General features: G+C 57.2%; 18 protein-coding genes. 7 read left to right on the forward strand and 11 right to left on the reverse strand.

Features of this window, described 5'->3' with window-relative positions:
- Positions 1–119: 119 nt before the first annotated feature.
- The 10 genes from ACF8R3_RS11685 to ACF8R3_RS11730 form a co-directional block, all read right to left on the reverse strand.
- On the reverse strand, positions 120–2,138 hold the full coding sequence (locus tag ACF8R3_RS11685) for a polysaccharide biosynthesis protein (protein ID WP_392515630.1): 2,019 nt from the start codon (positions 2,136–2,138) through the stop codon (positions 120–122).
- A 102-nt stretch (positions 2,139–2,240) separates the two neighbouring features.
- On the reverse strand, positions 2,241–3,245 hold the full coding sequence (locus ACF8R3_RS11690; RefSeq protein ID WP_392515631.1) for a glycosyltransferase family 4 protein: 1,005 nt from the start codon (positions 3,243–3,245) through the stop codon (positions 2,241–2,243).
- Positions 3,242–4,213: an SDR family oxidoreductase gene (locus ACF8R3_RS11695; RefSeq protein ID WP_325942760.1), complete on the reverse strand. Its 972-nt coding sequence runs from the start codon at positions 4,211–4,213 to the stop codon at positions 3,242–3,244. Before ACF8R3_RS11695 ends, ACF8R3_RS11690 begins: the two co-directional genes overlap by 4 nt.
- Positions 4,214–4,288: 75 nt before the next feature.
- Entirely contained in the window at positions 4,289–5,398 is a 1,110-nt protein-coding gene (locus ACF8R3_RS11700; protein WP_058638449.1) for a glycosyltransferase family 4 protein, read from the reverse strand.
- On the reverse strand, positions 5,395–6,537 hold the full coding sequence (locus ACF8R3_RS11705; RefSeq protein ID WP_058638450.1) for a glycosyltransferase family 1 protein: 1,143 nt from the start codon (positions 6,535–6,537) through the stop codon (positions 5,395–5,397). Before ACF8R3_RS11705 ends, ACF8R3_RS11700 begins: the two co-directional genes overlap by 4 nt.
- Positions 6,534–7,430 (reverse strand): GDP-mannose 4,6-dehydratase, encoded by an 897-nt coding sequence (locus ACF8R3_RS11710; RefSeq protein WP_392515632.1) that lies wholly within the window; start codon positions 7,428–7,430, stop codon positions 6,534–6,536. Before ACF8R3_RS11710 ends, ACF8R3_RS11705 begins: the two co-directional genes overlap by 4 nt.
- A complete protein-coding gene (gene gmd, locus ACF8R3_RS11715) occupies positions 7,430–8,461 on the reverse strand; it encodes a GDP-mannose 4,6-dehydratase (protein WP_058605499.1) in 1,032 nt (343 codons plus the stop codon). Before gmd ends, ACF8R3_RS11710 begins: the two co-directional genes overlap by 1 nt.
- Positions 8,462–9,008: 547 nt before the next feature.
- Positions 9,009–10,424 carry a TolC family outer membrane protein gene (locus ACF8R3_RS11720; protein ID WP_027914282.1) on the reverse strand — a complete coding sequence of 472 codons (1,416 nt, stop codon included), beginning with the start codon at positions 10,422–10,424 and terminating at the stop codon, positions 9,009–9,011.
- On the reverse strand, positions 10,421–11,746 hold the full coding sequence (locus ACF8R3_RS11725; protein ID WP_058638453.1) for an HlyD family type I secretion periplasmic adaptor subunit: 1,326 nt from the start codon (positions 11,744–11,746) through the stop codon (positions 10,421–10,423). The genes ACF8R3_RS11720 and ACF8R3_RS11725 overlap by 4 nt, the downstream gene beginning before the upstream one ends.
- Before the next feature lie 12 nt (positions 11,747–11,758).
- Entirely contained in the window at positions 11,759–13,570 is a 1,812-nt protein-coding gene (locus ACF8R3_RS11730; RefSeq protein ID WP_392515633.1) for a type I secretion system permease/ATPase, read from the reverse strand.
- Between the two features lie 521 nt (positions 13,571–14,091).
- Between ACF8R3_RS11730 and ACF8R3_RS11735 the strand changes: the two genes are divergently transcribed.
- The 7 genes from ACF8R3_RS11735 (at position 14,092) to ACF8R3_RS11765 (ending at position 24,965) form a co-directional block, all read left to right on the forward strand.
- A complete protein-coding gene (locus ACF8R3_RS11735) occupies positions 14,092–14,973 on the forward strand; it encodes a hypothetical protein (protein ID WP_196185956.1) in 882 nt (293 codons plus the stop codon).
- 17 nt (positions 14,974–14,990) lie between these two features.
- The gene (locus ACF8R3_RS11740; protein WP_392515634.1) at positions 14,991–16,439 is read left to right on the forward strand and encodes a DUF4214 domain-containing protein; all 1,449 of its coding nucleotides are present in this window, start codon (positions 14,991–14,993) and stop codon (positions 16,437–16,439) included.
- 145 nt (positions 16,440–16,584) lie between these two features.
- Positions 16,585–19,056 (forward strand): glycosyltransferase, encoded by a 2,472-nt coding sequence (locus ACF8R3_RS11745; protein ID WP_392515673.1) that lies wholly within the window; start codon positions 16,585–16,587, stop codon positions 19,054–19,056.
- Positions 19,053–21,437 carry a glycosyltransferase gene (locus tag ACF8R3_RS11750; protein ID WP_392515635.1) on the forward strand — a complete coding sequence of 795 codons (2,385 nt, stop codon included), beginning with the start codon at positions 19,053–19,055 and terminating at the stop codon, positions 21,435–21,437. Before ACF8R3_RS11745 ends, ACF8R3_RS11750 begins: the two co-directional genes overlap by 4 nt.
- A 12-nt stretch (positions 21,438–21,449) precedes the next feature.
- Positions 21,450–22,490 (forward strand): hypothetical protein, encoded by a 1,041-nt coding sequence (locus ACF8R3_RS11755; RefSeq protein WP_392515636.1) that lies wholly within the window; start codon positions 21,450–21,452, stop codon positions 22,488–22,490.
- Positions 22,491–22,506: 16 nt separating this feature from the next.
- Positions 22,507–23,796 carry a glycosyltransferase gene (locus tag ACF8R3_RS11760; protein WP_392515637.1) on the forward strand — a complete coding sequence of 430 codons (1,290 nt, stop codon included), beginning with the start codon at positions 22,507–22,509 and terminating at the stop codon, positions 23,794–23,796.
- Positions 23,793–24,965: a hypothetical protein gene (locus tag ACF8R3_RS11765; RefSeq protein ID WP_392515638.1), complete on the forward strand. Its 1,173-nt coding sequence runs from the start codon at positions 23,793–23,795 to the stop codon at positions 24,963–24,965. Before ACF8R3_RS11760 ends, ACF8R3_RS11765 begins: the two co-directional genes overlap by 4 nt.
- A gap of 61 nt (positions 24,966–25,026) precedes the next feature.
- Here the strand turns inward: ACF8R3_RS11765 and ACF8R3_RS11770 are convergent, their stop codons facing one another.
- Positions 25,027–26,262 carry a hypothetical protein gene (locus tag ACF8R3_RS11770; protein WP_392515639.1) on the reverse strand — a complete coding sequence of 412 codons (1,236 nt, stop codon included), beginning with the start codon at positions 26,260–26,262 and terminating at the stop codon, positions 25,027–25,029.
- Positions 26,263–26,360: the final 98 nt, after the last annotated feature.

A 26,360-nucleotide genomic window follows, 5' to 3' on the forward strand; every position in this document is an offset into this window, starting at 1 on the left:
GCCTCGCGCCGCGATGGGCCGCAAAGCGGCCCCAGGGTATCAGTCCGCACATCAATAGCGATGGCTGCAAAGGCACGACCACCCCCTCGAGCGCCAAACCCAATAGGCAGGCCAAGCACTTACCGCTCCACCGGCCCCTGGCGACGCTGCAAGTAAACCCAGTCCACGATATCGCCCTGGGGCGAATAGCCGTTCACCATCTCGCGCAGCAACTGCCGCACGCGGGTGAAGTCGTCTTCGGCCACCGCCGCCAACAACAGCGTCAGCCCTTCGCGCAACCGCTCCCACGCCAGATAGTCCTCATTGGCCGCCATGATCATCGGGTGCGCGGTGGGCGATACGTCGTCGCCGATCAGCAGCTCCTCGTACAACTTCTCACCCGGCCGCAACCCCGTAAATTCGATGGCGATGTCGCCCTGGGGGTTGGAGGAGCTGCGCACGCTCAAACCCGACAGGTGAATCATCTTCTCCGCCAGCTCGACGATGCGCACCGGCTCGCCCATGTCCAGCACGAACACATCCCCACCCTGCCCCATGGCCCCGGCCTGCACCACCAGTTGCGCCGCCTCCGGGATGGTCATGAAGTAACGCGTGATCTTCGGGTGGGTAACGGTCAGCGGGCCACCCGTCTTGATCTGCTGGTGGAACAACGGGATCACCGAACCGGACGAGCCCAGTACATTGCCGAAACGCACCATGGTGAAGCGGGTCTTGTTCACCCGCGCAATCTTGTTGCAATCGCCATACAGCACCGGCGCCGCTTCCCGGCTAAGCGCCTGCAGGATCAACTCGGACAAACGCTTGGTGCTGCCCATCACATTGGTCGGGCGCACGGCCTTGTCGGTGGAGATAAGCACGAAGTTGGCCACCCCCGTCTGCAACGCCGCCTGGGCCGTGCACAAGGTGCCGTAGACATTGTTGAGAATGCCTTCGGCGATGTTGTGCTCGACCATTGGCACATGTTTGTAAGCGGCGGCATGGTAGACGGTATCCACACGCCAGGTGCTCATCACATCGACTAGATGCTGCTGGTTGCGCACCGAGCCCAGGATCGGCAGCAGCTGCACCGACAGCGACTCCCGGGCCACGCGCTGCTCCAGCTCGCTGAGAATGCTGTACAGGTTGAACTCGGCATGGTCCAGCAGCAGCAAGGTCTTGGGCCCAAGGCCGATGATCTGCCGGCACAGCTCGGCGCCAATGGAGCCACCGGCACCGGTCACCAGCACCACCTGCTTGTGAATGCAGCGCTCCAGCAAGCCTTCCTGCGCGGGCACCGGGTCGCGGCCCAGCAAGTCGGCAATGTCCACGTCCTGGATATCGTCCACCTTCACCCGGCCCGTGGCCAGGTCGGCAAAGGCCGGTACGCTTCGCACATGCAGCGGATACGGTTCGAGCAGGGCGAGAATTTCCCGGCGCCGCGCGCGGGTGGCCGACGGCAGTGCCAGCAACACCTCCTGGGCGCCGGTTTCCTTGAGCATCTGCTGCAAGTGCTTGGGCTTGTACACCTGCAGCCCGGAAATGACCCGGTTGGCCAGGTCGCCGTCATCGTCGAGGAAGGCCACCGGGCGCATCACCCGGCCCATGCGCAGCGCCGCCAGCAACTGGTTGCCGGCGGTACCTGCGCCATAGATAGCTACCTTGATTTGCCCGTCGTCGCGGTTGGCGAAAGGGATCTGATGGGCGCCGGTGAACCAGTCGCCCAGAAAATACTGGCGCATGATCAGGCGCAAGCCACCGATGATCACCATGCTCAACCACCAGTAGTTGAAGATGATCGAGCGCGGTACCACCACCTCGTGGTTGCTGTACCAGTACACCACCACCGCCAGAATCAGCGAAGACAGGGTCACCGCCTTGATGATCGCCACCAGCGCATCGTTGCCGAAATAGCGCATCACCGCCCGGTACATGCCAAAGCGGATGAACAAGGGAATAGCCACGCACGGCGCGGCCATGAACAGCCAGGTGTGCTCGACGATGGGGTTGTACATTTCCTCCACGCCCAGCCGCACGATGAACGACAACCACAAGGCGAACCAGATAAGGACAATGTCCGTGCAGACCTGGATGAGGCGTTTCTGCCGGCGTGACAGGGTGACCAGAAACTGCCGTAGCCTGTCGTTCTTTGCGTTGCTCATCCGGTTTTCCTCATGGCTACGCCAAATTGTGAAAATGACCAGAGCGACTGCCGAACATACAGCCCTGTACAACCCTGATTGCGCCTGCCTTGCTGGAGCATGCTATTCCTTCTCCCCTGCCCGGTAGGCAATTGCCAACAGTATCAGAGGGGCATAGGCCACCAAGGTTCCGGTTGCCCCATCCAGTTTGAGCACCACCACGACCAACGCGACGGGCAGCAGCCAGCCCAGGTTGATGGCCGCCACCGCCAGGCTTACCGGCCGGTGGCGACCGTGGCGCCGCGAGGCGTACTGGTAGGCATGGCTGCGGTGCGCTTCGTAGACCCTTTCACCGCGTAGCAAACGGCGCGCCAAGGTGAAGGTAGCGTCCACCACAAACACACCCAGAAGTATTAACCACCCCCAGAAGAGTAGCGGATCTATCCAACCTGCCGCGATCGCTAGCAAACCCAGCACGATGCCGAGAAAACCGCTGCCGGCATCACCCATGAAGATACGCGCCGGCGGGAAGTTCCAGATCAGGAAACCGGTGACGGTGGCGGCCAGCAGCAGCGGCAGCCACGCAGCACCCGGCGCACCCGCCAGCCAGAACAGCACGGTGCCACCCAGGCACACACAAATGGCTTCGATGCTGGCAATGCCATCGATGCCGTCCATGAAGTTGTAGAGGTTCAGCAGCCAGACCAGGTACAGCAGCCCCAGCGGCGCGGCTAGCCACAGGGCATGCAACGGCCAGCCGAACACGCTGATTGGCGGCAGGCCACCCAGCCAGGCCAGCCCCCAGGCGGCTGCGGCAAAGTGGCCCAGCAGGCGCCAGCGCGCGGCGATGTGCCCGTGGTCGTCCATGAACCCAATCACGGCCACCAGGCCCCCTGCCCCGAGGATGCCCACCAGCACCGACGGCGCCACATACCCTGCCCAGCCCAGCACCAACACGCCGGCCATGAAGGCCACGACGAAGGCGACGCCGCCGCCACGGGGTGTGGGCAAGGTGTGTGAGCTGCGGGCATTGGGAATGTCCAGCAGGCTGCGCGACAACGCGTAGCGGCGCAGTGCGGCCGTCATCAGCCAGGTGGCGATGCCTGCCACGATGAGGATGGCGGTCATGGGCGGGGGTTCTCCTTGAAGGCGCGGGCGGTGGCGGCCAGGCCTTGCTCCAGGGTGTAGGGCGGTCGCCAGCCCAGCAGCTGGTGGTTCTTGGTGATGTCCACTTGCAGCGAGCCCAGCAGGCGCTGGGCCAGGTCACGGCGCCCCAGCAGCGCGGAGCCCATTTGCAACAGCGCGGCTGGCACCGGCACCAGGCGGGCGGGACGGCCCAATGCCTGGCCAAGGGCCCGCAGCAACTCGCTGAGTGATACATCCTCGCCATCGCTGGCCAGGAACGTCTGGCCCGCGGCCGCAGGGTGATCCACGCAGGTGATGATCAAGTCGACCAGGTTGCCCAGCGAGACCAGGCTGCGACGGTTGTGTACCGCCCCCAGCGGCAGGGGCACGCCGCGCTCCAGCCAGCGCATCATGCTGAGGAAGTTGGCCTTGACGCCTGGGCCGTAGACCAGCACTGGGCGGATGACGACGACTTCCATGCCCGTTTCGGCGGCTACCGCCTGCAACCCCTGCTCGGCCTCGTGCTTGGAAACGCCATAGGCGTCCTGGGGCGCGGGGGTATCGTCGGCATGCAGGGGCTGGCCCGGCTGGCTGGTTTCGCCATTGACCTTGACCGAGCTGATGAAAATGAAACGGCGCACGCCCGCAGCCGCCGCCTGGCGGGCCAGGTTGAGCGTACCCTGCACGTTCACACGGCGAAATTCGGCCAGGCTGTCGGTGGCGGTTTCCTTCATCACGTGCACGCGCGCCGCCGCGTGCACCACGACGTCTACATCGATAAGGGCCGCTTGCCAGTCAGTATCGGCGCCAAGGTCCGCAACGGTGGCCGCGTCAATGCCCGCCAAAGGCAATGAGCTTCCGCGGCGCAAGGCGGCGCGCGGCGTAAGGCCTTCGACCGTCGCCAGGCGCTGGCACAGGGCGCTGCCGACAAAGCCCGAGGCCCCAGTGATCAATAGTGTGCGTCGTTCCATGAAATCCGTTCCCGGTTCACGCCGGCAGGGCCGGCATGCGGCGATCTTCGCCCTCGTTGTGCCTGACTGACCGGGCTACAAGAGGCCGCGATAAAGCTCGGCGTAGGCATTGGCCATGGCCGATGCGGTAAAGACATGCTCGAAGCGCTGCTGGGCGGCGGCACCCATGGCCTGGGCCTGGGCCGGGTCGTCCCACAGCCGCTGCATGGCCTGGGCCAGTGCCGGTGCGTCGCGCGGCGGTACCACCAGCCCGGTCTGGTCGGCCAGGTTGATGAAGGTGGTGCCGGAGCCCATTTCGCAGGAGATCAGCGGCTTGCCGTACATGGCCGCTTCCAGCAGCGAGATGCCGAAGGACTCCGAGCGCAGGTGCGACGGGAAGGTAAAGGCATAGCACAGTTCCAGCAGCGCCACCTTGTCTTCGTCTGGCAAGCCACCCAGGAACTGCACCTGGCTCAGGCCCGCGTCGCTGGCCTGCTGGCGCAGCTGCTGCTCCAGAAAACCCCCACCCATGATGACCACGGGCAAGCCGCTGATGCGTGCGGCCTCCAGCAGGTAGTCCAGCCCCTTGTAATAACGCAGCGCCCCGACGAACAGGAAGAACCGTTCGCCTAACCGTTGCCGCCAGTACGCCAGCTTTTCGGCACTGGCCTTTGGGTACGTGGACCGGTCCAGACCATACGGGATGATCGACACCTTGTCCTTGAACTGGGTCAATACCGGGCTGTGCGCCGCATAGTTGGGCGAGGACGCCACAACCCGGTCGACGCTGGAGAAAAAGCGGTTCATCAGCGGCTGGTACAGCTTGAGCAGCCACTTCTGCTTGACGATGTCGGAGTGGTAGCTGACTACGGTCGGCTTGTTCAGCCGGGTAGCGAAGTGCACCAGGTCCATGTACGGCCAGGGAAAGTGGAAATGCACGATATCGGCCTTGCGGGCCAGTTCGGCAAAGTCCTTGAACGCCGACAGCGAAAAGCCGGTGGAGGCGACATGCAGGTCGAGCTTGGCGCGGTGCGTGAGGTGGTTGGCCACCGGCTCGTTGCGGGCAGCGCCGCGTGAGCTCAGGTACAGCACCTCGGGCTCGATACCGTGGGCCTGGGTGCCTTCGGCGATCTGGAAAATCACCTGCTCGATACCGCCCATGGAATCGGGGTAATAGGTTTTGAAAAAATGCAGGACCTTGATCATCGTTGCTTGACCGCTTGATACACCTTAAGGGTGCCTTGGGCACACCGCTCCCACGAGAAACCACCGGCATGCTGCAAGCCCTGGGCGATGGCCGTGGCGCGCCAGGCTTCGTCTTCCAGGCCGCGTTGCAGCAGTGCGGTCAGGCCATCGACGTCGTCGGGCGCGCACATGAGCGCTGCATTGCCAGCGACTTCCGGCAGCGAAGAGCTGTTGGAGCACACCACCGGCACGCCGGAGCTCATGGCTTCGAGCACGGGCAGGCCAAAGCCTTCGTAGTGCGACGGGAAGGTGAACAGGCGGGCGCCGGCGAACAGCAACGGCAAGTCTTCGCTGGGGGCGAAGCCCAGGTAGCGGGCCCAGCCCTGCTGCTGCGCCTGGGCGATGCGGGCGTGGATGGCCTCGCTGCGCCAGCCTTGGTAGCCGGTGAGGATCAGCGGCCAGCGTTGGCGCAGGGCAAGCGGTAGGCGACCATAAGCGTCGAGCAGGTTCTCGATGTTCTTGCGCGGCTCGATGGTGCCCACGAACAGGCTGTAGCCGCCAGGTTCCAGACCATGACGCGCCAGCGTTTGTGTGAGCGCCTGCGGGCTGCGGGGGTGAAACTGCGGCGAGCTGGCCAGGGGAACCGCATGAATGCGGTCCAACGGCCAGTTGAAGTAATCCGCCAGCTCCTGGCGAATGTAATGGGACACCGTGATCAGCGCATCGGCCCGCTCAAGCGTCAGCATGAGCTCCTTTTGCAAGTACCGGGCGATCTGCGGGGTATGGCAATGGGCCCAGGTGAACGGCGACAAGTCGTGGAACGTGGCGACGCTCCGGCCTGCGAAGGGCGGCAGGTAAAAGTTGGTGCTGTGGTAGATGAAGTCATCATGCCCACGCAGTGCACGCTTACGCAGAAACGGCATCAGGCGCCGGTAGGCTTCGACGGCCAAGGCGTTTTTCTGGACGAAGCGCTTGAGCCCATGCACGGCATCGGACTGGTCTGCAGGCTTGAGAAGCTCTGGGACGAAGCTGCGCCCGGCAAACAGCCGCAGGTCGTCGATGTCATCGCACTGCTGCAGCCGCGAGGCCAGCTCGTAGGTGTAACGCCCGATACCGGTCAGCGGGAAGCGGACCGACTCGACGGAAAGAATGACCTTCATTGACCGGCAAGCATCCAACCCAGCGTTTCATCCAGGTCAGGCGTGTGCCAACCGGGCACCAGCGCCCGCAGGCGGGCGTTGTCGCCGCACAAGGTCTTGACCTCGTTGGCGCGCACGAACGCAGGGTTTACCTGCACCTCAAGCGTGTGCCCGGTGATGGCTGAGCACTTGGCGATGACTTCGCGCAGCGAATGGGTGATGCCGGAACTCACGTTCACGGTCTGGCCCACTGCCCGCGCCTCGATCAGGCCGCGGTAGGCACGCACCACGGCGCGCACGTCGCTGAAGTCACGCCACACATCCAAGTTGCCCAGCTCGATGGCAGGGGCCTTGCGCTGGAAGTGCGAAACGATCTTGGGCAGCAGGAAGTTCTCGGCCTGCCCAACACCTGTGTAGTTGAACGGGCGCGTGATGACGATCGGCAGCCGGTCGCACCACAGCCTTGCCATGTACTCCATCGCCAGCTTGCTGACGGCGTAGTCGTTGGCCGGTGCAGGCGGGGTCTGCTCGTCCAGCATCCCTTCGGAAACATTGCCGTAGACATTGGCACTGCTGGCAATGAGCACGCACTCGGGCGCCTTGCCGCAGGCCGCAATGGCTTCGAGCAGGTTGCGCGTGCCGATCAGGTTGACCTGATAGAAGGCATCGGCAGCGCCGTGCCCGACAAACGCAATGGCAGCCAGATGCACGATCACATCCGGCTGCAGTTCGGCCAGCAACGCACGCAGGCCCGGCCCATCGGCCAGATCGACCTGGTGGTAGTCGGGCGCCGCCGAGGGCTGGCTCCCGGTACCGATCACTTCATAACCATTGGCCCGCAATTCGGCCGCCATGTAGCGACCTGTGAAACCATGGATCCCGGTGACGAGTGCGCGTTTGCTGGCCATTTGCATCAGAACGAGAACCCTTTTTCGTTACGACGCAGGTCGGCTTCGACCATCATGCGGCACAGCTCTTCGAGGCTGGTTTTTGGCTCCCAACCCAGTACCTGCTTGGCCTTGGCCGGGTTGCCGATGAGCAGCTCGACTTCGGCTGGGCGGTAGAATTTGGGGTTGATGACGACCAGGACCTTGCCGGTTGCAGCGCAGGTGCCTTGCTCGGCTTCTTCCTTGCCGCTCCAGTTGATCTCGATACCAGCGGCCTTGAAGGCCATGGTGACGAAGTCACGCACGGTTTCGGTGCGGTTGGTGGCCAGCACGAAGGTGTCCGGCTCGTCAGCCTGCAGCATGCGCCACATGCCTTCGACGTACTCCTTGGCAAAGCCCCAGTCGCGCTTGGCGTCGAGGTTGCCCAGCTCCAGCTTGTCCAGCAGGCCCAGCTTGATCTTGGCGACCGAGTCGGTGATCTTGCGGGTCACGAACTCACGGCCACGCAGGGGCGACTCGTGGTTGAACAGGATGCCGCTGGTGGCGAAGATGTTGTACGACTCGCGGTAGTTGATGGTCATCCAGTGGGCGTACAGCTTGGCCACACCGTAGGGGCTACGCGGGTAGAACGGGGTGGTTTCGACCTGCGGGATTTCCTGCACCTTGCCGAACATTTCGGAGGTGGAGGCCTGGTAGAAGCGGACCTTCGGGTTGACGATGCGGATGGCTTCGAGCAGGTTGACAGCGCCCAGGCCGGTGATTTCGGCTGTGGTCAAAGGCTGCTCGAAGGACACACCCACGAAGCTCTGGGCGGCGAGGTTGTACACCTCGGTGGCTTCGGTGGTTTGCAGCAGGCGGATGCTGGCCGACAGGTCAGTGAGGTCGTACTCGACCAGGTGCAGGTTAGGGTTGGTGTGGATACCCAACTCCTCGATGCGCCAGAAGTTAACCGAGCTGGTACGACGGTAGGTGCCGTAGACCGTATAGCCCTTCTCCAGCAGCAGTTCCGCCAGGTAGGCGCCGTCTTGACCAGTGATCCCAGTAACGATTGCTTTCATGCGACTTAACCAACTCCGATAGTGCCGTGCGGGCATGTGTGATTATTGGGGCTTGACGCGGCAGCTCCGAGCCGCGCGTACTCGCTTGCATGCGGCAGTATACATAGGTCGGGGGGAGTACTCGACTCACAAAGTACTGGCGCGCGGCCAGCTGCCGGTCAGGCCTTATTGAGGGGGTTAGGAACCGGCGCGGGAGAATAAGTTCCAGGGGGGAGAATGGCCAGTGATTGGCCTGTAGGAATGGTCTGATTTTGGCTGAGTTCTGAAGGCTGGCCATAGCCCGTGTGGGAGGCTGGCCATACCCCGTGTGGGAGGCTGGCTCAAGCCCGTGTGGGAGCGGCCTTGCCGGGGCGCCGGACCGGCCGCGATGGGGCGCGAAGCGGCCCCGCGATTGCAGCCTTGCAGCAGATACCCCCGGGGCCGCTGCGCGGCCCATCGCGGCGCAAGGCCGCTCCCACACGGGGAACGCGTAAGGCTCTTAGGAATAGTATCAGGCGTCTGCCAAGCGACGCCTTTCAGCCGCCCAGGCTACACCCCACACGTCCAATCAGCGACGCGCATCCAGCCGCGCCACGTCACCGCCCGGTAAGGTCGGCTCTGGTACGGGGCTCAACCACACGTTCACGTTGTCCACACTGTCCTGGTTGAGCTGACCCGCCCAGCGGTTGAGCAGGAACAGATTGGTGATGAAGTCGTACTGGGTCTTGAGCAAATCACGACGCGCCTTGAACTCGTTCTGCACGCTGGTCAGCACGTCCACCGCGTTGACGACCCCGTAACTGAACGCCTTCTGCGCCGCCACGCTGGACTGCTGGGCCGAGGACAAGGCGTTGCGGTTGGCGCGGATCTTGTCCACCGCCGCCTGGGCCGTGAGGAAGGCCGTGGTGGTTTCCTTCACCACCTGGCGGCGAATGCCTTCGAGCTGTTCTTCGGCCGCCAACTGCTCGTCATACAACCCACGTACCCGGGCCGAGGTAGAGCCACCGCTGTAGATCGGGATCTTCACCCCAAGGCTTGCCACATAGCTGTCGCTGCGCGGCGCCTGGGTGTTGTCGTAACCCTGGTCACTCTGCTGGGCGCTCAGGCTCAGGGACAGCTGCGGGTAGTGCTCGCCCTTGCCTTCACGCACGGCCGCCATAGCCGCCTCGGCACCGCTGCGCGAGGCCTTGAGCTGCGGGTTGGTTTCCACGGCCTGGGTCAACCACTCCTGCAAAGGACGGGTGGGCGCCTGCAGCGCCACATCGTTACGCACCCGGCTCAGCGGCTCGGTGATCGGCCGACCTACGATCTCGGCCAGCGCCTCACGGCTGACCTGCACCTGGTTGCGGGCTTCCACTTCCTGGGCGGCCAGGAAGTCGACGCGCGCCTGCATGTCCAGCTTGTCAGTGATCTTGGCCATCTGCCGGTCGAACATGCTGGTGACGCGGTCCAGGTTCTTTTGCGTGGCGCGGCGTTCGGCCTGCACCAGCGCCAGTTCGTCGTCGGCAGCCAGGGCCACGAAGTAGCGCTTGGCCAGGTCTACCGTGGCCTCGGCCAGGGTGTCCTCGGCTTGCTGGCCCTTCTGGTCCTTGACGCTCTTGGACTTCTGGTACCGCTCCCAGGCCGGCTTGTTGTACAGGTACTGGGTCAGGCTCAACGAATAGCTTTCGTTGTTATAGATGTCACGGTCGATCTCGTTCTTGCGCAGCACGCGGCTGGTGTTGGCGTTGGCCGACACCTGGGGCAGCAAACCGCCCAAGGCTTCGCGTTGCTGGGCTTCGGCAGAGCGAGCGCGGGCATACGCGGCCAGCACCCGAGGGTCTTCCAGCCTGGCCTCACGGTACAGGCCGGCCAAGTCCAGTGTGTAGGTTGACGCCGACACCGCCTTGGGCACGTCAGCCGGCGCGCCCTTCCCTTCCACGGCCACCGCCTGGCAGGCGACCATGCACATCAGCATTCCAGGTAGCAAACGCAGCACAATCATTCCTCGATCAGCGATTCGGCGAACATGTTGCGGGCCGGTTTGAGCAGGTACTGCAGCATGGTGCGGTCGCCGGCGTTGATCAGCACTTCGGCTGGCATGCCGGGGTGCAGTTTGCGGTTACCCAGCTTCTTCATGCCATCTTCAGTCACCTGCACACGCACCAGGTAGTAGGTGTCGCCGCTGCGCTCGTCGGTCAGGCTGTCCGCCGAAATGCGCACCAGCTTGCCCTCGATGACCGGCGTGGTGGCCTGGTTGAAGGCGGTGAAACGGATGTCTGCGGTTTTACCCAATTCCAGGCGGTCGATGTCCCGGGTGGCCACCTTGGCCTCCACCACCAGCTCCGACTGGGCTGGCACGATATCCAGGATTGGCGTGGCCGCACTGATCACACCGCCAATGGTGTGCACTTTCATGTCCAGTACCATGCCGCTTTCGGGTGCGCGGATCACCACACGCGAAAGGCGGTCACGCAGGGCTGCTTCTTTTTCCTGAAGGTCGAAGACCTGGGCCTGAACGTCCGAAAGCTCGTTTGCCACGTCAGAGTCGAATTTCTTCTTCAGCTGCACGATCTGCAACTCGGTCTCACCGATCTGCAAATTAGTCTTGGTGATGTTGGAGCGGTGGTCCGCCACTTCGGTCTTGAGCATGTCCAGCTTGCGCTCCTGCTCGAGCAGGCGCTGGTTGTCCACAAAGCCCTCGGCCAGCAACTCCTTGAGCTGCTTGATTTCACCGGTGTACGACTTCTCAAGCCCGCTCTTGGTCCCGATCATGTCGTTCAAACCAGCGATCTGCTGCTTCATCTGCTGGATGCGCTCACGGTTGACCGAGATCTCACCCTGCAACGAGTTGCGTCGCGCGTTGAACACCTGCAACTCACCCGCCATGGCTTCCTGGGCACGGACCGAATCGGTGCCGTCCATTTTGACCGGTGGGATCTCGTTCAGCCCGTCGCGCTCTGCCCGCAGACGTGCTTCTTTATAGCGCGCCACGATCAGCTGGTTGCGGGTGGACTCGTATTCGGCGCTGAGCTGGGACTCGTCCAGCACGATCAGCGGGTCGCCCTTCTTGACCAGGTCGCCGTCACGGGCCAGCAGTTCCTTGACGATGCCGCCCTCAAGGTGCTGCACGGTCTTGCGGTAGTTCTGCACGGTGACCACACCGGAACCGTGCACGGCGTTGCTAAGCGGAGCGAAGGCCGCCCAGCTGCCAAAAATGCCGAATGTAACGAAGACAATAGTCAGGCCGATGCGGCGAATGCCGCGGTCGGACGTGGGCATGTCATCGAAATTGTGATCGAACTCGGTAATCGCTTTACTGCTCATCTACAAATCCTTTCAAACGCCGGGGCTGGTGGTGGCGGCAGGCGAAGCTGCCGGGGCCGCAGGCGGCGCTGCGTTAGGTGCAGCCGGTGGGGCGGCTGGGGGCTGGGCAGCAGCGGGCTGAGCGACCCGCTGCTGCGCCTTGGCCTGCTGGGCGGCCAGCTCGGCAATGACGCGATCACGTTCGCCGTACAGCGAGATGGTGCCCCCTGCCATGACCAGGATACGGTCCAGGCGGGTAAGGATGTTGGGGCGGTGGGACACGATGAACACCGTGGCACCGGTTTCCTTGAGTTTCTGCAAGGCGACGCCCAGGGCACGCTCACCAACATCGTCGAGGTTGGAGTTGGGCTCATCCAGCACGATCAGGCGCGGGTTGCCGTAAATGGCACGGGCCAGGCCAATGCGCTGACGCTGGCCACCGGAGAGGTTGACGCCATCGCTGCCAATGACCGTGTCGTAACCGTCGGGCAGCATGAGGATCATTTCGTGCACGCCGGCCATCTGGGCAGCTTCCACCACCTTCTCCGGGTCGACTTTGTCGAAGCGGGCAATGTTTTCGCTGATGCTGCCTTCGAACAACTCGATGTCTTGCGGCAGGTAGCCGACGTGAGGGCCCAAGGCATGCTTATCCCAGCTGGCGATGTCGGCGCCGTCGAGGCGGACCACGCCGTGCTGAGGGGGCCAGATGCCCATCAGGGCACGCACCAGTGTGGATTTACCGGCGGCACTTGGGCCGACGATACCGACGATGGAGCCGGCGGGCGCTACGAAGCTGATGCTGCGGATGACCGGAGCCTTGGCGCCGGGCGGGGCCACGATGAGGTTTTCGACCTGGATGTGACCTTCCGGAGCAGGAAGCGGCATGCGCTCAGGTTCGTTTTTCAGGTCATCCATGACTTTGCTGAGGCGGTCGTATTGCACTTTTGCGGCGACGAAGCCTTTCCAGCTGCTGATCATCTGGTCGATGGGCGACAGCGCGCGGCCCAGCAACAGGGAGCCTGCCATCAGCAAACCGGGGTTGATCTGGTGAGTTACAACCAGGTACGCGCCGATTGCCAACATGATCGACTGCGACCAAATGCGGAACGTCTTGGAGGTAGAGCTGACCACCCCGCCCTTGTCACTGGCATTGGACTGCAAAAGCATGATGTTGCGCTGACGACGTGCCCAGCGATTCATCAGGGTATCGAGCATGCCCATCGATTCGATGACTTCGGCATTGCGCAGGGTTTTGGTGGTCACGACGTTCGACGCGACGTTCTCCTTGTTAGCCTCTGCAAGTGCGCTGCCGGTGACGCGATGGTTGACGACTGCCAACACCGCAAGCACCGCCCCACAGAACAGCGTCATCCAGCCAAACCAAGGATGAAACAAGAACATCACGATGGTGTAGATCGGAAACCACGGCGCATCGAAAAACGCGAAGAGGCCAGGCCCGGTGAAGAATTGCCGCAGCGAGGTGAGATCGCTTAGGGACTGGGCCGTGGCATCGCCTCCGCCGCTTGAAAGTGCGCGCTTGAAGCTGGCGCGGTACACGTCTCGGCTTAGCATGATATCCAGGCGGTTGCTGATACGCACCATGATCCGAGAGCGGACCCATTCCAAGGCACCCATGGTTACGATCAGCACGGTCATGATTAACGTCAACATAAGAAGCGTTGAAGTGCTACTCGACGGCACCACGCGGCCGGAGACCTGAATCATGAAGAAGGTAGGCACCAGCATGAGTGCGTTGACGAAGAAGCTGAAAAACCCTACCGAAAGGAAGCTGCTTTTGCAGGCTCTGAGGGCGGCTTGCAGATTGTTGTCGGATTGATAACTCATGGTGTCCATACTGAAGAGTGGCGAAAGCGGCGGGCAGTGTAACACCCGCCAAGGGGGGCAGCGTGTCAGATTACTCCTTCGACCACTTTGTTCAGCGACGAACCGTTAGATTTCACGAAATTTACGCTGAGTAAGTAGCAGTGCATTAGCAAACAGGCAGCCAAGCGACCAATGGCGTAGAGCTTGTGGCCCAGAAAAAATGACGCCATAAAACCAGCATTTTCTGAAAATCAAAGGTTTTACACACGCAACATACTGATTTTATTCATCTTTTTTTTGGATCCATTCCTCCTACTGGAATACTAGGTTATACAAAAAACGGCCAGCCCGAACTCGCGGCATATAGCTAAGTTCCCTCTAGATATGAAAATTTTTTTAGATTTCATTATTGACATCCCCGGCGGCGGGCGGCATCTTCGCCACTCGCAAGGAGCCTTCAATGGCCGGTTAGTGTATGCACGGGTCTGAGCAAGTTAGCTACCAGTGATACTGCTTAAAAGGAGCTTAACAACGCCATGTCTATGCCTTCGCAGACCCTTGACGGCCTGAAAATCAGCTCACGGGTCACCCTGCTCGAACCAGGGATGTATATCTTCAGGTACGCCTCGCAACCTCCAGCGGACAAGCCGGTTTGCATTGCTTTGCAACAAGCGCCGCTAGGCAAAGGCTCCATCGACTTCTTTCCAGCCGAAGGTGTCAGCAAGAACATGCTGACCAAGCTGGGCGATACTATCGTCGCCCGCGTGAAGGGCGGCGTCACCACAGTGTTGATCACCGAGTACCATATGTTCGACGAGGTAATCGAGCCTGTGGACCTTCGGATCGACCGAATCGACACCTCTCCTGCCATCATGCGCACCTTCGCCGTCGTGGCCAGCACCGACCCGTCGCAGGCCATTGCAGCCAGCACCCAGCCACTGCCCATCACTCTGACCGCTCACCTGAGCCAGAGCGGTGAAGTGGTGTCCAGCGAAGGCTGGGTGGGCGAACCTGGTGCTGATGAGTTCATCGATTCCTTCGCCATCGACTGGGCTGAGAAGCCAGTGGGTGTCGACCTTCTTTATACCTGCATGGTGGCCGGCTCCGGCCCATGCCGCAACGTCTCGACAGGCACCACAGTCGGTGCCCGTGGCCAGGGACTACCGCTAATCTGTGTCGGTTTCAGTCTGGTAGGCCCTCTGCGCAAGCATTACGAATTAACCGGCCTTGTTGTTTTCAAAAATACGGAACCACAACGCCTGGTCGCGAATCAGATGATGCACGGCCCCACCGGCAACGAGCCGCTGGTGGCCTTGCACCTTGCCCTAACACCCGTAACGAAGATGAACGCTGCCCGCCTTAAGTCTCCGTGGGAAAACTCTGCGTCACAGCAGAATACTATTGCAGCGGGCCACATGGCCTGAAGTAACAGGAATACATCATGCAATACGATAGCCCTCAGTCGAGCAGCGCTCTGCAAGACACCCTGAACGCCGATAGCGCCAACCTGTCCGATTCCACCATCGCTGCCATCAACAGCCTGCTGAACCTGGACAAAGTCGAAAACGTCAACATCGCTGGCATCGAAGGCAACGCCGTTCAGCTGCCAACTTCCGGCCAAGCTGACATCGTTGTTGGCGAAGTCGAAGGCGAGCAAGGCGACCAAGTTGTTGTCGACCTGGCTGCTGCCGAAGCCGCTGGCGTAAGCGCTTACGTGCTGCAGAGCGACGCTAACCTGGTTGTTGACCTGCAAGGTCAAGCTGCCGCGGCTGGCGACGTACAAACTCTGGCAGCTGCCGTAGCCCCTGCTGTTGATACCTCGGGTATCCAACTGGTAGTTGCTACCGGTAACGGCGACGACGTAATCACCGTTAAAGGCGACCAGAACACCCTGATCGACGGCGGTGACGGCAACGACACCATCGTGACCGGCAACGGCAACAACGTTGTAATCGCTGGCAACGGCAACAACAACGTCACCACCGGTTCGGGCGATGACACCATCATCCTGAGCGGCAGCGACCACGCTGACATCGTCAACGCCGGTGCTGGCTACGACGTGGTACAGCTGGACGGTACTCGTGATGACTACGAACTGACCGTTGGCAACAACTTCAACGTTAACCTGACCGGCAACCAAACTGCCGCGATCAAAGACGCTGAGTTCCTGAAGTTCGTTGACGCTGACGGCGCAGAGCAATCCATCGCCCTGGCACACAACGAAGCAGAAGCAGCTGCTCTGCGCCTGTACCAAGGTGTTCTGGGTCGTGATGCTGACGTCGATGGCGCCAAGTTCTTCACCGCCGCCGTCAACAACGGTACTTCGCTGACCGACGTTGCCAACACCTTCCTGAACTCCAACGAGTTCGCCGGTGGCAACAACGCTGCTGACGTCAACGACCTGTACCAGGCGCTGCTGGGCCGTGGCACCGACGGTGACACTGGCGCTGAAGGCTGGACCTCGCTGCTGACTAACGGCGGCACCCTTGCCGAAGTAGCTGCTGCAATTTCGGTTTCGGCCGAAGCTCAGGCTCTGGATGCCTCCAACGGCACCTTCGTTGAAAGCCTGTACGCCGCTGCCTTGGGCCGCAACGCCGACGAAGTTGGCCTGCAGGACTGGGTATCGCAGCTGTACAACGGCGCCAGCCGTGCCGAAGTTGCTCAGGCAATCGTCGGTTCGACTGAAGCAGCTTCCAAAGCCAACGCCGACTTCATCGAGTCGCTGTACCAGTCCTCGCTGAACCGCAGCGCCGATGACGCTGGCAAGGCCTTCTGGGCTGCTCAGATCGAAGCCGGTGCTTCGCAAGCGGACGTCGCCCTGGGCATCGTTGGTTCCAACGAAGCTGTTGCACACATCGACAACGTCGTTGTACTGCACGGCCAAGTGTAACTAGCCCTGTCGTAGCGAAACATACACCCGGCCGCAAGGCCGGGCGTATGCCAAAGGGGGCGGCTTTCGAGTCGCCCTTCTTTTTATTTTTTGTAGCCAAGCCAAGCTTATGTCCAGACAACTCGACCATGGGCGAGAAACGCTCATGGATATCTTCCACCGCCACCGTCAGGCCAACGAGCACGACGCGGCGGCAACTGCACTCGAACGTGCGTTGCAGATTCCCGAGTACCGGGCCGAAGCACTCGTATGGAAAGGCATCGCGGCCTTGCCGCAGACGCCCAAGCTGGCTTTTTTATTTTTTGCCGAAGCCGCCAAGGCCCTGCCCGACCGGGCAGATATCCACGCCCTGGTGGGGCGTAGCCTGTTGGCGCAGGGCCAACCCACATTGGCCACACGCTACCTGACCAACGCCTGGAAACTTCAGCCCAATGACCTTGGCCTGCGCCTGACCCTGTGGGAGGCCCGCAGCCTTTCGGAGACACCTGCGGACTTGCGCCGGATGATTCTGGCTCATCTGCCCGATATCCATACAGGCAAAGAGCTGGCGGTTGTGCTGAAGCTGCTTGCCGCACAAAGCGATGCGCCCGGTACTGTCGGGGTTGTGCGCTATCTACCTGATCAGAAGGAAATCCAGGGCTGGGCAGTCGATCTGCACAACCTGCAAGTGCCCGCCTCTATTCAAATTGAAGCCAATGGCGGGCGCATCAACGCGACCGCAAGCGTCAGCCATCCGCTGCTCAGCGCAGCAGGCTTGCCAGCAAGCCATGGCGGGGTACGGGTGAGCGTGCCCAACCCTACGCCTGCAGTTACTCTGCAATTCGCCAATGGCACCCCCCTACTCGGCAGCCCGGTTTACGCCATGCCATTCTTCGTCCCACCCGCCAGTGTGGGTGGTGGCGAAAACAATCCGGTGGATGTGCTGATTCCGGTCTATAACGGGCTGGATGAAACATTGGAGTGCATCAACAGCGCGCTGGACGCCCGCAAATTGAACCGCACTGCGCATCGCCTAGTGGTCATCGAAGACAAAACGCCCGTCCCCGCGCTGGCCAAGGCGCTCAAAGTGCTGGCTGCTAAAGGGAAGATCACGCTGATCCAAAACGCAGTAAACCTTGGGTTCATCCGCACGATGAATCGCGCCATGGCCCTGAGCCCGAACAAGGACGTGGTGTGGCTGAACGCCGATACCCGCGTGCACGGCGCCTGGCTGGATCGCTTGCGTGAAGTGGCCTATAGCGACGAACGCATTGCATCGGTGACGCCATTCACCAACAACGGCGAGTTGATGAGCTTCCCACGCAGCCAGATTTGCCATGACATGCCCAGCGCCAAAGCGCAGGCCGAACTGGATGAACTGGCCCGCCAAGTCGCCAGCCCACCGGTAGAAATCGAGACGGGCTGCGGCTTTTGCCTGTACATCAAGCGCGCGGCACTTGATGAGGTGGGCTACCTCGATGAGGTGCACCTGGCCCGCGGTTATGGTGAAGAAACCGACTGGTGCCTGCGCGCCCGTAGTCACGGTTGGCGCCATATGGGGGCGCCTAACGTGTTTGTGGCGCACCAGGGCGGTATTTCGTTCGGGGCCGAGAAGGTACTGCGTGTGGCGATGAACAACGCCACACTGCGCAAACGCTACCCGGACGCATCGGCGCGCTATAAAGCATTTTGCCTGCGTGACCCCATCAAACCTGCACGCCAGGCCTTGCAGCAAGCTCGCCTTGAGCACTTGGCGCGCAAGGCGGCGAGTCAGCGGAATGCATGCTGGCAAACGGGTACTGACCATACACTCCACATTCACGATGGCTCCATGCCAGAAGCGGACTTCAGCTTAAGTTATCACCAGAGCAGCCACAGCACCTGGGTGCTGTTGACCGCTCCATTGAGCCCTCTACCGCTGAATCTTGAATTCGAGCTGCCGAACGATTTCACCCGCTTGGTCGAGTGCCTGCGAAATCTACCGTTGCAGGGAATTGTGTATGAGCACTTGGCGCGGTGCCCGGTGGGCTTATGTGATCTGCCGGTAATGTTGGACATTCCGTATAGCATCCAATGCCGTGATGACCGTTTGCTCGATCAACAGGGCGATTACGACTGGCAACGGTTTGCCCGTGAGGCTGCAAACGTCGTGTTGCCGTGGTCGGCGCTAAAGCCCTTCTATAGTGATGCGTTGCCAGACACCAAGCTAATGGTCGAAGCAACGCCGGTTGTTAACGAGGCTCCCAAGCATGCGCCGCAGTCGCTGATGATCGGTGACAGCCTGCGCGAACAGGAAACTGCCATTGCCTGGCTGGATGCCGCTCGTCACATAAGCCAAGCCGGGCTATCCATCCGTTTGCTTGCGCACACCGATAGCCCTTGGCTGAATCGGTTGCAGGCCACCGGGAGTGTCCAGCTTTTACCAGAAGTGGAAGGCTTCAGTCTGGCCGAGCGTGCCCAAGCCTCTGGCTGTGATGGCGTGCTGAGCTTAACCAAGGGTTCTGGCCGTGCCTGGATGGCGCATGGCTTGGCGACCCAAATGGGCGTACCACTGTTTGCCTGCCCTACCCCGCTGAGAAGCGACAGAGGGACAATCGACCTTATCAATTTGCCTTTGACCTTGAGCCTGGCCCAATGACCGAACACGTTATGGAACAACCGCAGACGGAAGTGTCCGCCATTCAACCTCACTTCAGCGGGGCCATACTCGGTCTTCAAGGCGATGTGCTGCACGGCTGGGCGATGGACAACACGCAGCAAGAACACCGTCCGGTCGTGGAGGTGTTCATTGATGGCACAAGTGTGGCACTGGTGCGTGCGGACCAATACGAGCCGACTGCGCCGGGAGGCGACCAGTTTCACGGTTTCACGGTGCAATTACGCCAACGCTGGCTTGATGAAGCACGGTTGATTACCGCCCAAATCGCTAATCAAACATTCGTATTGGACGGGCAAATCTTACTGCCGGTTATCCCTAGCGAGGACAATACAGGTATCGCGTCCCAGGTTTGGCATACGGGAGGCCTACGTGTAGGAGGCTGGTGCTGGGACCCAAAATCGCCCAATAGGCATGTAATAGTGACCGTTCGAGAAGGCGACCGAGTAGTGATGCAGGCCACTTGTAACGAACATAACCAAGCATTGGCGTACCGCGCCACCAGCGACCATGGTTTTGCAATCGATCTGCCTTGGGAACTTGCCGATGGCAAATTGCATGTGTTGGAGGTAGTAAATGATCTGGGTCAAGCGCTAGTAGGTAGCCCTATTCGCTTATGCTGTAGGCCGGAAGGCATGGAAGCATTGCTCCAGCAACTAGCATCGCCAGATGACGGTTCAATGTTTGCTTTGCTAACTGAGATTGCCAAAGAACAAACCCTGCGCTTGCCGAAAAGCGCTGGTTGGCAATGCTATCCACAGTGGTTCGAAGCGTTCCAAAACCTTGACCCTGATCTGACACCGCCACTCCAAGGCAAGCTAGGTCTGCTGCTAATCAGTAACGGCGATAGTGCGCTCGAAAGTATCAGCCTGAACAGTTTAAAAGGGCAGCAAGCTAACGTTCCCATAGTAATCGCCGGTGCACCTACCAATCTGCAGCCAGCACTAACTCGTTTACTTGAATCTGGCTGTGATCGGATTGTCCCTATTACAGCAGGGGACTCTTTAGCTCCGTTAGCGCTGCCGTACCTGAGTTCGTTATTAGACGACGGCACCGCATGGGCATATGCGGATTGTGACCGAGATGGGCCAAACGGTGAGCGCAGCCTACCTTGGCTTAAACCGGTATGGGACGTCGATCTATTTATTGCAGCCGATATCTTTACTCCTGGGGCGATCTTTAGTAGTAGCATAATTAATCAAGCCTTAGCTCTGCTAGAGACTGACACCGCAGATGCGCTAATAACTTGGCATGACATTACAGCGGGAATCGCATTGGCCACGCAAAACGCAGATTCACGCGTAACCCATTTACCACGGGTGCTATACCACCGCGGCGCCCATCACTCCGCGAGCCCTGAACAGGAGCAACCTTGCTCGCACCGTCGTCGGGCCATCGAATGGCTGTGCGATAAGCTGGCCAGCGGAGCAACAGTGGAACAAGTAGCAGACTACCCAGCTTTACTAAGATCCAGATGGCCACTGCCGAGTCGTCTGCCGCGCGTTAGTGTGATAGTCCCTACCCGCGATCAGTACAAGCTGCTCCATACCTGCGTCGAAGGGTTGTTGAGCGATACTGACTACCCCAATATGGAAATCATTGTAGTAGATAACCAGTCCAGCGACGCTCTAACAAAGGCGTATCTCGATGCTTTAACCGAGCGCGGTGTTAAGGTGCTCGCACATCCGTATCCATTCAATTATTCAACGATCAACAATCGTGCAGCGGCCATCGCTACCGGCGAAATGATTTGCCTTGTCAATAACGACATTGAAATCATTGATGCAGACTGGTTGAAGGAAATGGTCTCTCAAGCATTGAGACCTGGAGTAGGAGCTGTGGGCGCGAAATTGCTGTGGCCAAATAGGATGGTGCAGCATGGCGGAGTAGTGATTGGCATAAATGGTCTGGCTGCACATACAGGTAACAACTTGGAGCAGCGTGACCCAGGATATCTTGGTACCAATCAAATCACGCGCCGCCAAAGTGCTGTAACAGCAGCATGCTTGCTGGTTCGTAAGTCAGTCTATTTTTCAGTAGGCGGACTTGATGAGCAAGCGTTCCCAGTGGCTTTCAACGACGTGGACTTATGCTTGCGAATCAAAAAACGTGGATTACATATAATCTGGAGCGCTTTTGCCCAGCTAGTGCACGCAGAATCTGCCAGCCGCGGTAAAGACTCTACCCCGGAACGTGCAGCGCGTGCACACAGGGAGCAGCAATTTTTTATACAGCGGTGGGGCATAACCGGATCCGTTGAAGACTTTTACCACCCGTCACTAAGCTTGGATTACCTTAGCGGGCCCTATGGAGGCTTGGCAATACCTCCGTTGAGTTTAACACCCCGAGCAAAATTGGATTAACGAGCCACTAACGTGAATAATAACAGAACAGGTATACTATTCGTCTGCGAGAGTGTTGGAAGCTTAACAATCGCCCACCGTATGGCGACGCAATATAAGTTTGATTGCCCATTATATTTATTCACGTTGGAAAATTTACTTCAGCATAACGTCCATTTGGTCGACGCATTCGATTACCTTACGACAGAGCCATACACGCTGCCAGGGACGCTATCGAAGATCAAACTGGTCCTCTTTGGAGCACATGAGTCTAGTCCTCATTGCCGATTATCGAATGCAATCGGCTTTCTTGTGAAAAAAACTAGAACAGCTCATGCTAGCCTCCAACACGGCTGGATTCAGCCCGGCTTAAATTTCGAGACATCGACGAAGAGACTTGATTATCGAGGATTCGAAACTGACAACTCAAAATCGCTGGTACACTTTTCAGATGTCCTGAGCTTCTTTGGGGAGCGAGGTGTTGGATACCCATATCCCAACGAACGAAATCTACATGAGGATTCTCGATCAAAGATATTAATTGCAACTAATTTCAACTGGGGTATATATAAGGCCTCTGAAATCAAAGAATTTCTAGAGGCCGTCAAACTTACTAGGGAGACTTACCCAGGGGCAGATATTGTCCACCGCCCGCATCCAGCCGAAAAAAAAGAGCAAATACAAATAGACTGGCAGGAGATATATGAAGATTACAACGTCAAGTGCACTCGAGACATTCCAAAATACCGGGACTTGAGCTGGCCATCTCTCGTTATTTCCACCCCGAGCACTATTGCCCTTGACTACGTGACTTCCGGCACGCCTACAATATTTTACACTCCTAAAATATTTGATGAGTTCATTAAAGCACTATCTTTCGAAAATCAATCATTTACCACGCCTGAACAGCTTGGATCCATTCTAAATTACCAGCAAATAAAAAACCCATGTAAAATACTAAGATTCCCTTCACCCTATTTTGCAGAAAAGATTTCAGCACTTATTGAAAACAACCAAGAGTTTGAATTGAGTGAAGAAGTTTTTTTTAGATTTGGCGAGTTCTTAAGGCAATAAGCCTAGGATTACAGGCATGACAAAGTCCATTCAGGTAGCTCTACCATCATCTTCATTTAAACTTAGTCTTTTGGAGACACTGCATTCCCTGAGACCCGATATATCAAGAGCAATGATCGCAGATTTGATGATTGATGAGAATGCTTATTATCGTGATCACAAAGATGTGCAACGCGCGGGCGTGCCAGCCGTAAGGCATTATTTCCAGTATGGGGAAAAAGAAAACCGTCGTTACCACTATCCAAGACTTGCATTTTCAAGCAAATTGGCAGCGGAGACGGTCAAGAGCGGCACTACAGTTTTTTACACGGATGCCCCTGATGATAATCCGTCTTGGCTCTATCGTTGTGTTTTCCCTTTTAAAGAAGATAGCATTGATAGTCAGGCTATTTTCTTCTCGGGCGTGAGCCTGCTCAGCGAACTACTTAAAGCTGTATTCTCTGCGCAAAAAATGGTTTTCATGCGTCCCGCATATGGCCCTAAAACAATCTACCTTATACAACTTTGTCGAATTCTGGGTATTAAAGTAGAATTTGATTATGACGATCTGCTATTACCAGAGTATGCAAGAGAAAGGGGAGCATGCCGCTCGGGCCTCAGAACCCACCAAGAAGATTTCAGTGAGTCGCTAAAACAATCCGCGCTCACAGTTTATGCGGATTCAATTACGTGCTCAACCCATCTTATTGCCGAAGAACTCTCAAAGATTAATCCTTCGGTTTCTGTGCGTCCTAACAAACTTCCTATAAAATTTTTTAGAACAACTCAGCAAGTTGTCTCAAGAGCTAAAACTCACAAATTCACTGACAACAAAATTAGGATTCTTTACTTATCCGGAAGCAATACCCACAAAAGAGACTTTTCAACCATTACAGGCCCGCTGACCAAGCTAGGCCAAGACCTCCCAAATAAATTTTCTATAAGCTTCATGGGTAGCCTGTCTGACTATTCAAAAGTTTTTTCTGTTATGGGCGTCGAATCCAGAATGATAAGCACAACTTCTTTTGACAAGATGCTGGAAGTCATCTTGTCACATGACCTTGTACTTGTACCTCTCGAAAACAGCACTTTCAACAACTGCAAGTCTAACATCAAGTATTTAGAGTCTGCCTCGCAGGGTATCCCGGTAATCGCGAGCGGCGTTCACGAATTTAAGTCCATCATAAGCCACGGTGTAAATGGGTGGTTATGTGAAAACGAGAGCGAGTGGTATAACACTTTACATGAGATAATAACCAACCCCGAGATCACAATTACTTGTGGCATTAACGCCTATAAGCAAGCGAAGCAAGGACTTAGCGTATGAAAAAGAAGAAACCTCAGGTGGCTAAAAGACCACGCCAGCTTGTTCAAGACGCTAATTACTCTATAACTGCCAAACCCTCAGCCAATAACGAAAATGCTCAATCACGCCAAATATCCGTCATAGGTAAATTAGCCAGCAGCCGGCCAGACTATATAGAAACCGTGCTCTATATAGCAACAAATGCATCTCAAATCGAGATGGCATGTCTAATGGCTGAACAGAGCGATTTTAACTCCGTCATATATAGCGACGGCTACGACTTTCATGATTGCAGTATGAATTACTCAAAAGCTCGGTTTTGTAACACCTTGAAAAACGTGGCTGCGCTGTTCAAACACGTAACTAAGGTTGTTACATATATCGGCCAAATTAACCCCAACATAAAAAAGGACTATAGGCTAGTTCTTAGCAGCGCATTAAAGTTAGGCATTCCAGTTATTGAGCTTCCGCATGGACTTATTCAATCTGGCTACAACCTCGATGACTCGTCAAGGGTTATTGATCTAAGTTCGTACTATGATGGCATTGGCGACAACTTACCGTCAATTGCGTCAATGCGATTAGCTTGGTATGGACGTAATAGTGTCGGCTATCCTCGTTTCACCGATGCTAAAAAACCTCAAAGGTTGCTTCCAGCTTACACAGTCATCACTACAAATACCAATTGGTTTCTTTATAGCGTTGAAGAGAAGCGCAGATTTTTCAATATTGTTTGGCGTTTCGCCGAAGCCAATCCTGAAAAGCTTTTCATCTGGTCTCCACATCCAGCGGAAAACAATCAACACACTTACTCACACAGCATCTCCGCTCTCAGGCCAGCAAACGTATTGAGGTATGGCCTAAAACAAGACATCTATTTTGATGGAATTGAAAACACAAATGACCTAATCGCTTACTGCGAAAGCGGGATATCGACAGTCAGTACGTGTTTACTGGAATTTGAAATGTACGAGAAAGCTGTAAGTGTTTTCCGAGGCGTGGGCGTTAGTAATTTGATAGATTCATTTTTGTCAGCTAAAACATTCACTTCCACTGAAGATCTACGTGAGCGCGCAGAAAGAATTCACACTGGCATGCTCGAAAAATATGAACCCAGAAAGTTCGACATTTTTTTAGCAAGTGCGCCCCCTAGCAACGCAAAAAATTCAATCTATTTGGATATGGTGTAAGTGCAACGCTCAGGAGGTCTGCTTGCACAGATCTCCTGAGCATGACTATATAAACTTACAACTAGAAGCCATACCGAATTATTTCGTCTTTGAATTTCCTGTAAGCGGGTTTCCCGTAGGACAAAAACGCGTTCATAGCTACTGCATACTCTTGATCCGGAGCATGCCCGATACCTTTTAAAAGTGGATACAGGAAGAAATTAGGAGCCATTTCGTCTTTTTCAACAAAGCTCAAATATCTCTCAGCATTGCCAGTAATAACTAAATCGGGCTTGGCCATTTCCACTAGCTCCTCATGAAAATACCGGGTCCTGAGGAAAACTACTTCTTTGAAGCATTTCGATAGAAATAGACTGTGCAACCTTGAAAATGAGTCACCAAATATCAACACTCTCATTTGGGTTAGCGCCGCCTCGTTAAAATACAACTCAGAAAGTCCGTCGTTCGAGACGCCCAGATTATTTTTTAGATGCTTGTAATTCCACCCTGCATCAATATCAAGCTTAACATCAAACTCTTCGGGTACCATTTTAGACCCGAGATCACCCGAATACTTCACAGGCTTAGTCAGGCACGACAACAATTCTTGTTTAACCTCTTCACACACTTTAGAGCTAAACCCAAGCTGCTTAAGTAAGAGCGATGTCAGCACACAATATCCACGATCCGACATGTGCGTGTCTTTCTTATGGAATGATCCAGAACCAAGCTCAAGCCTTGGATACAATAGCGACTGCGGTAGGTCAATACAATACTTAGAATAGGCATCACCTAGGCATGAATATTTATCCAAAGGGAAATTTTCTATTTCGACCGACTGCTTGTCAGGAAATATGATATGCGTATACTTTATGTTTCGCGCAGAGCAATACTCTGCTCTGCGCTTGATATTGTCGCGAAAGTTATCAAATGAATGCGAATCTGGATTCTTTCGACCCGTTATGTAATCCAGAACAGAATGTCTACCGCCAGAAAGGTAGAGATAACCATCTGTGCCGACAATCACGTTCCTGGTGCTATCGGAAAATTTCAACCCATTGTATTCAGTAATTAGCGAGTGATATCTCTCTTTATGAATACTTTTTCTGAACTTTTCGCCCCAGCTCGAATCGAAATCCAATATCTGCGATTCGTGAAAGCAATTTGACATCGCCTGCTCGACCAAGTCCATCAAATCATTGGTGACATCTTCTTCGACCGAGGCCACGAACGCTACCAACATTCGATAGGCTTCGGATGAATCTCCGGCTGCTATAGCAGCGCGTAGAAGGTTGGGCTCTGCGAATTGCACACTCATTTTCTTTTTCCTTGACCGTTTCTTTCGATGCATGTAATCAGAATAATTAGCAGATGCCAAGCAACCAACACGCAGATCGGCGCCCATGCAGTCATGCC

Source organism: Pseudomonas sp. FYR_7 (assembly GCF_043106155.1).
GTDB classification, from domain to species: domain Bacteria; phylum Pseudomonadota; class Gammaproteobacteria; order Pseudomonadales; family Pseudomonadaceae; genus Aquipseudomonas; species Aquipseudomonas parafulva_B.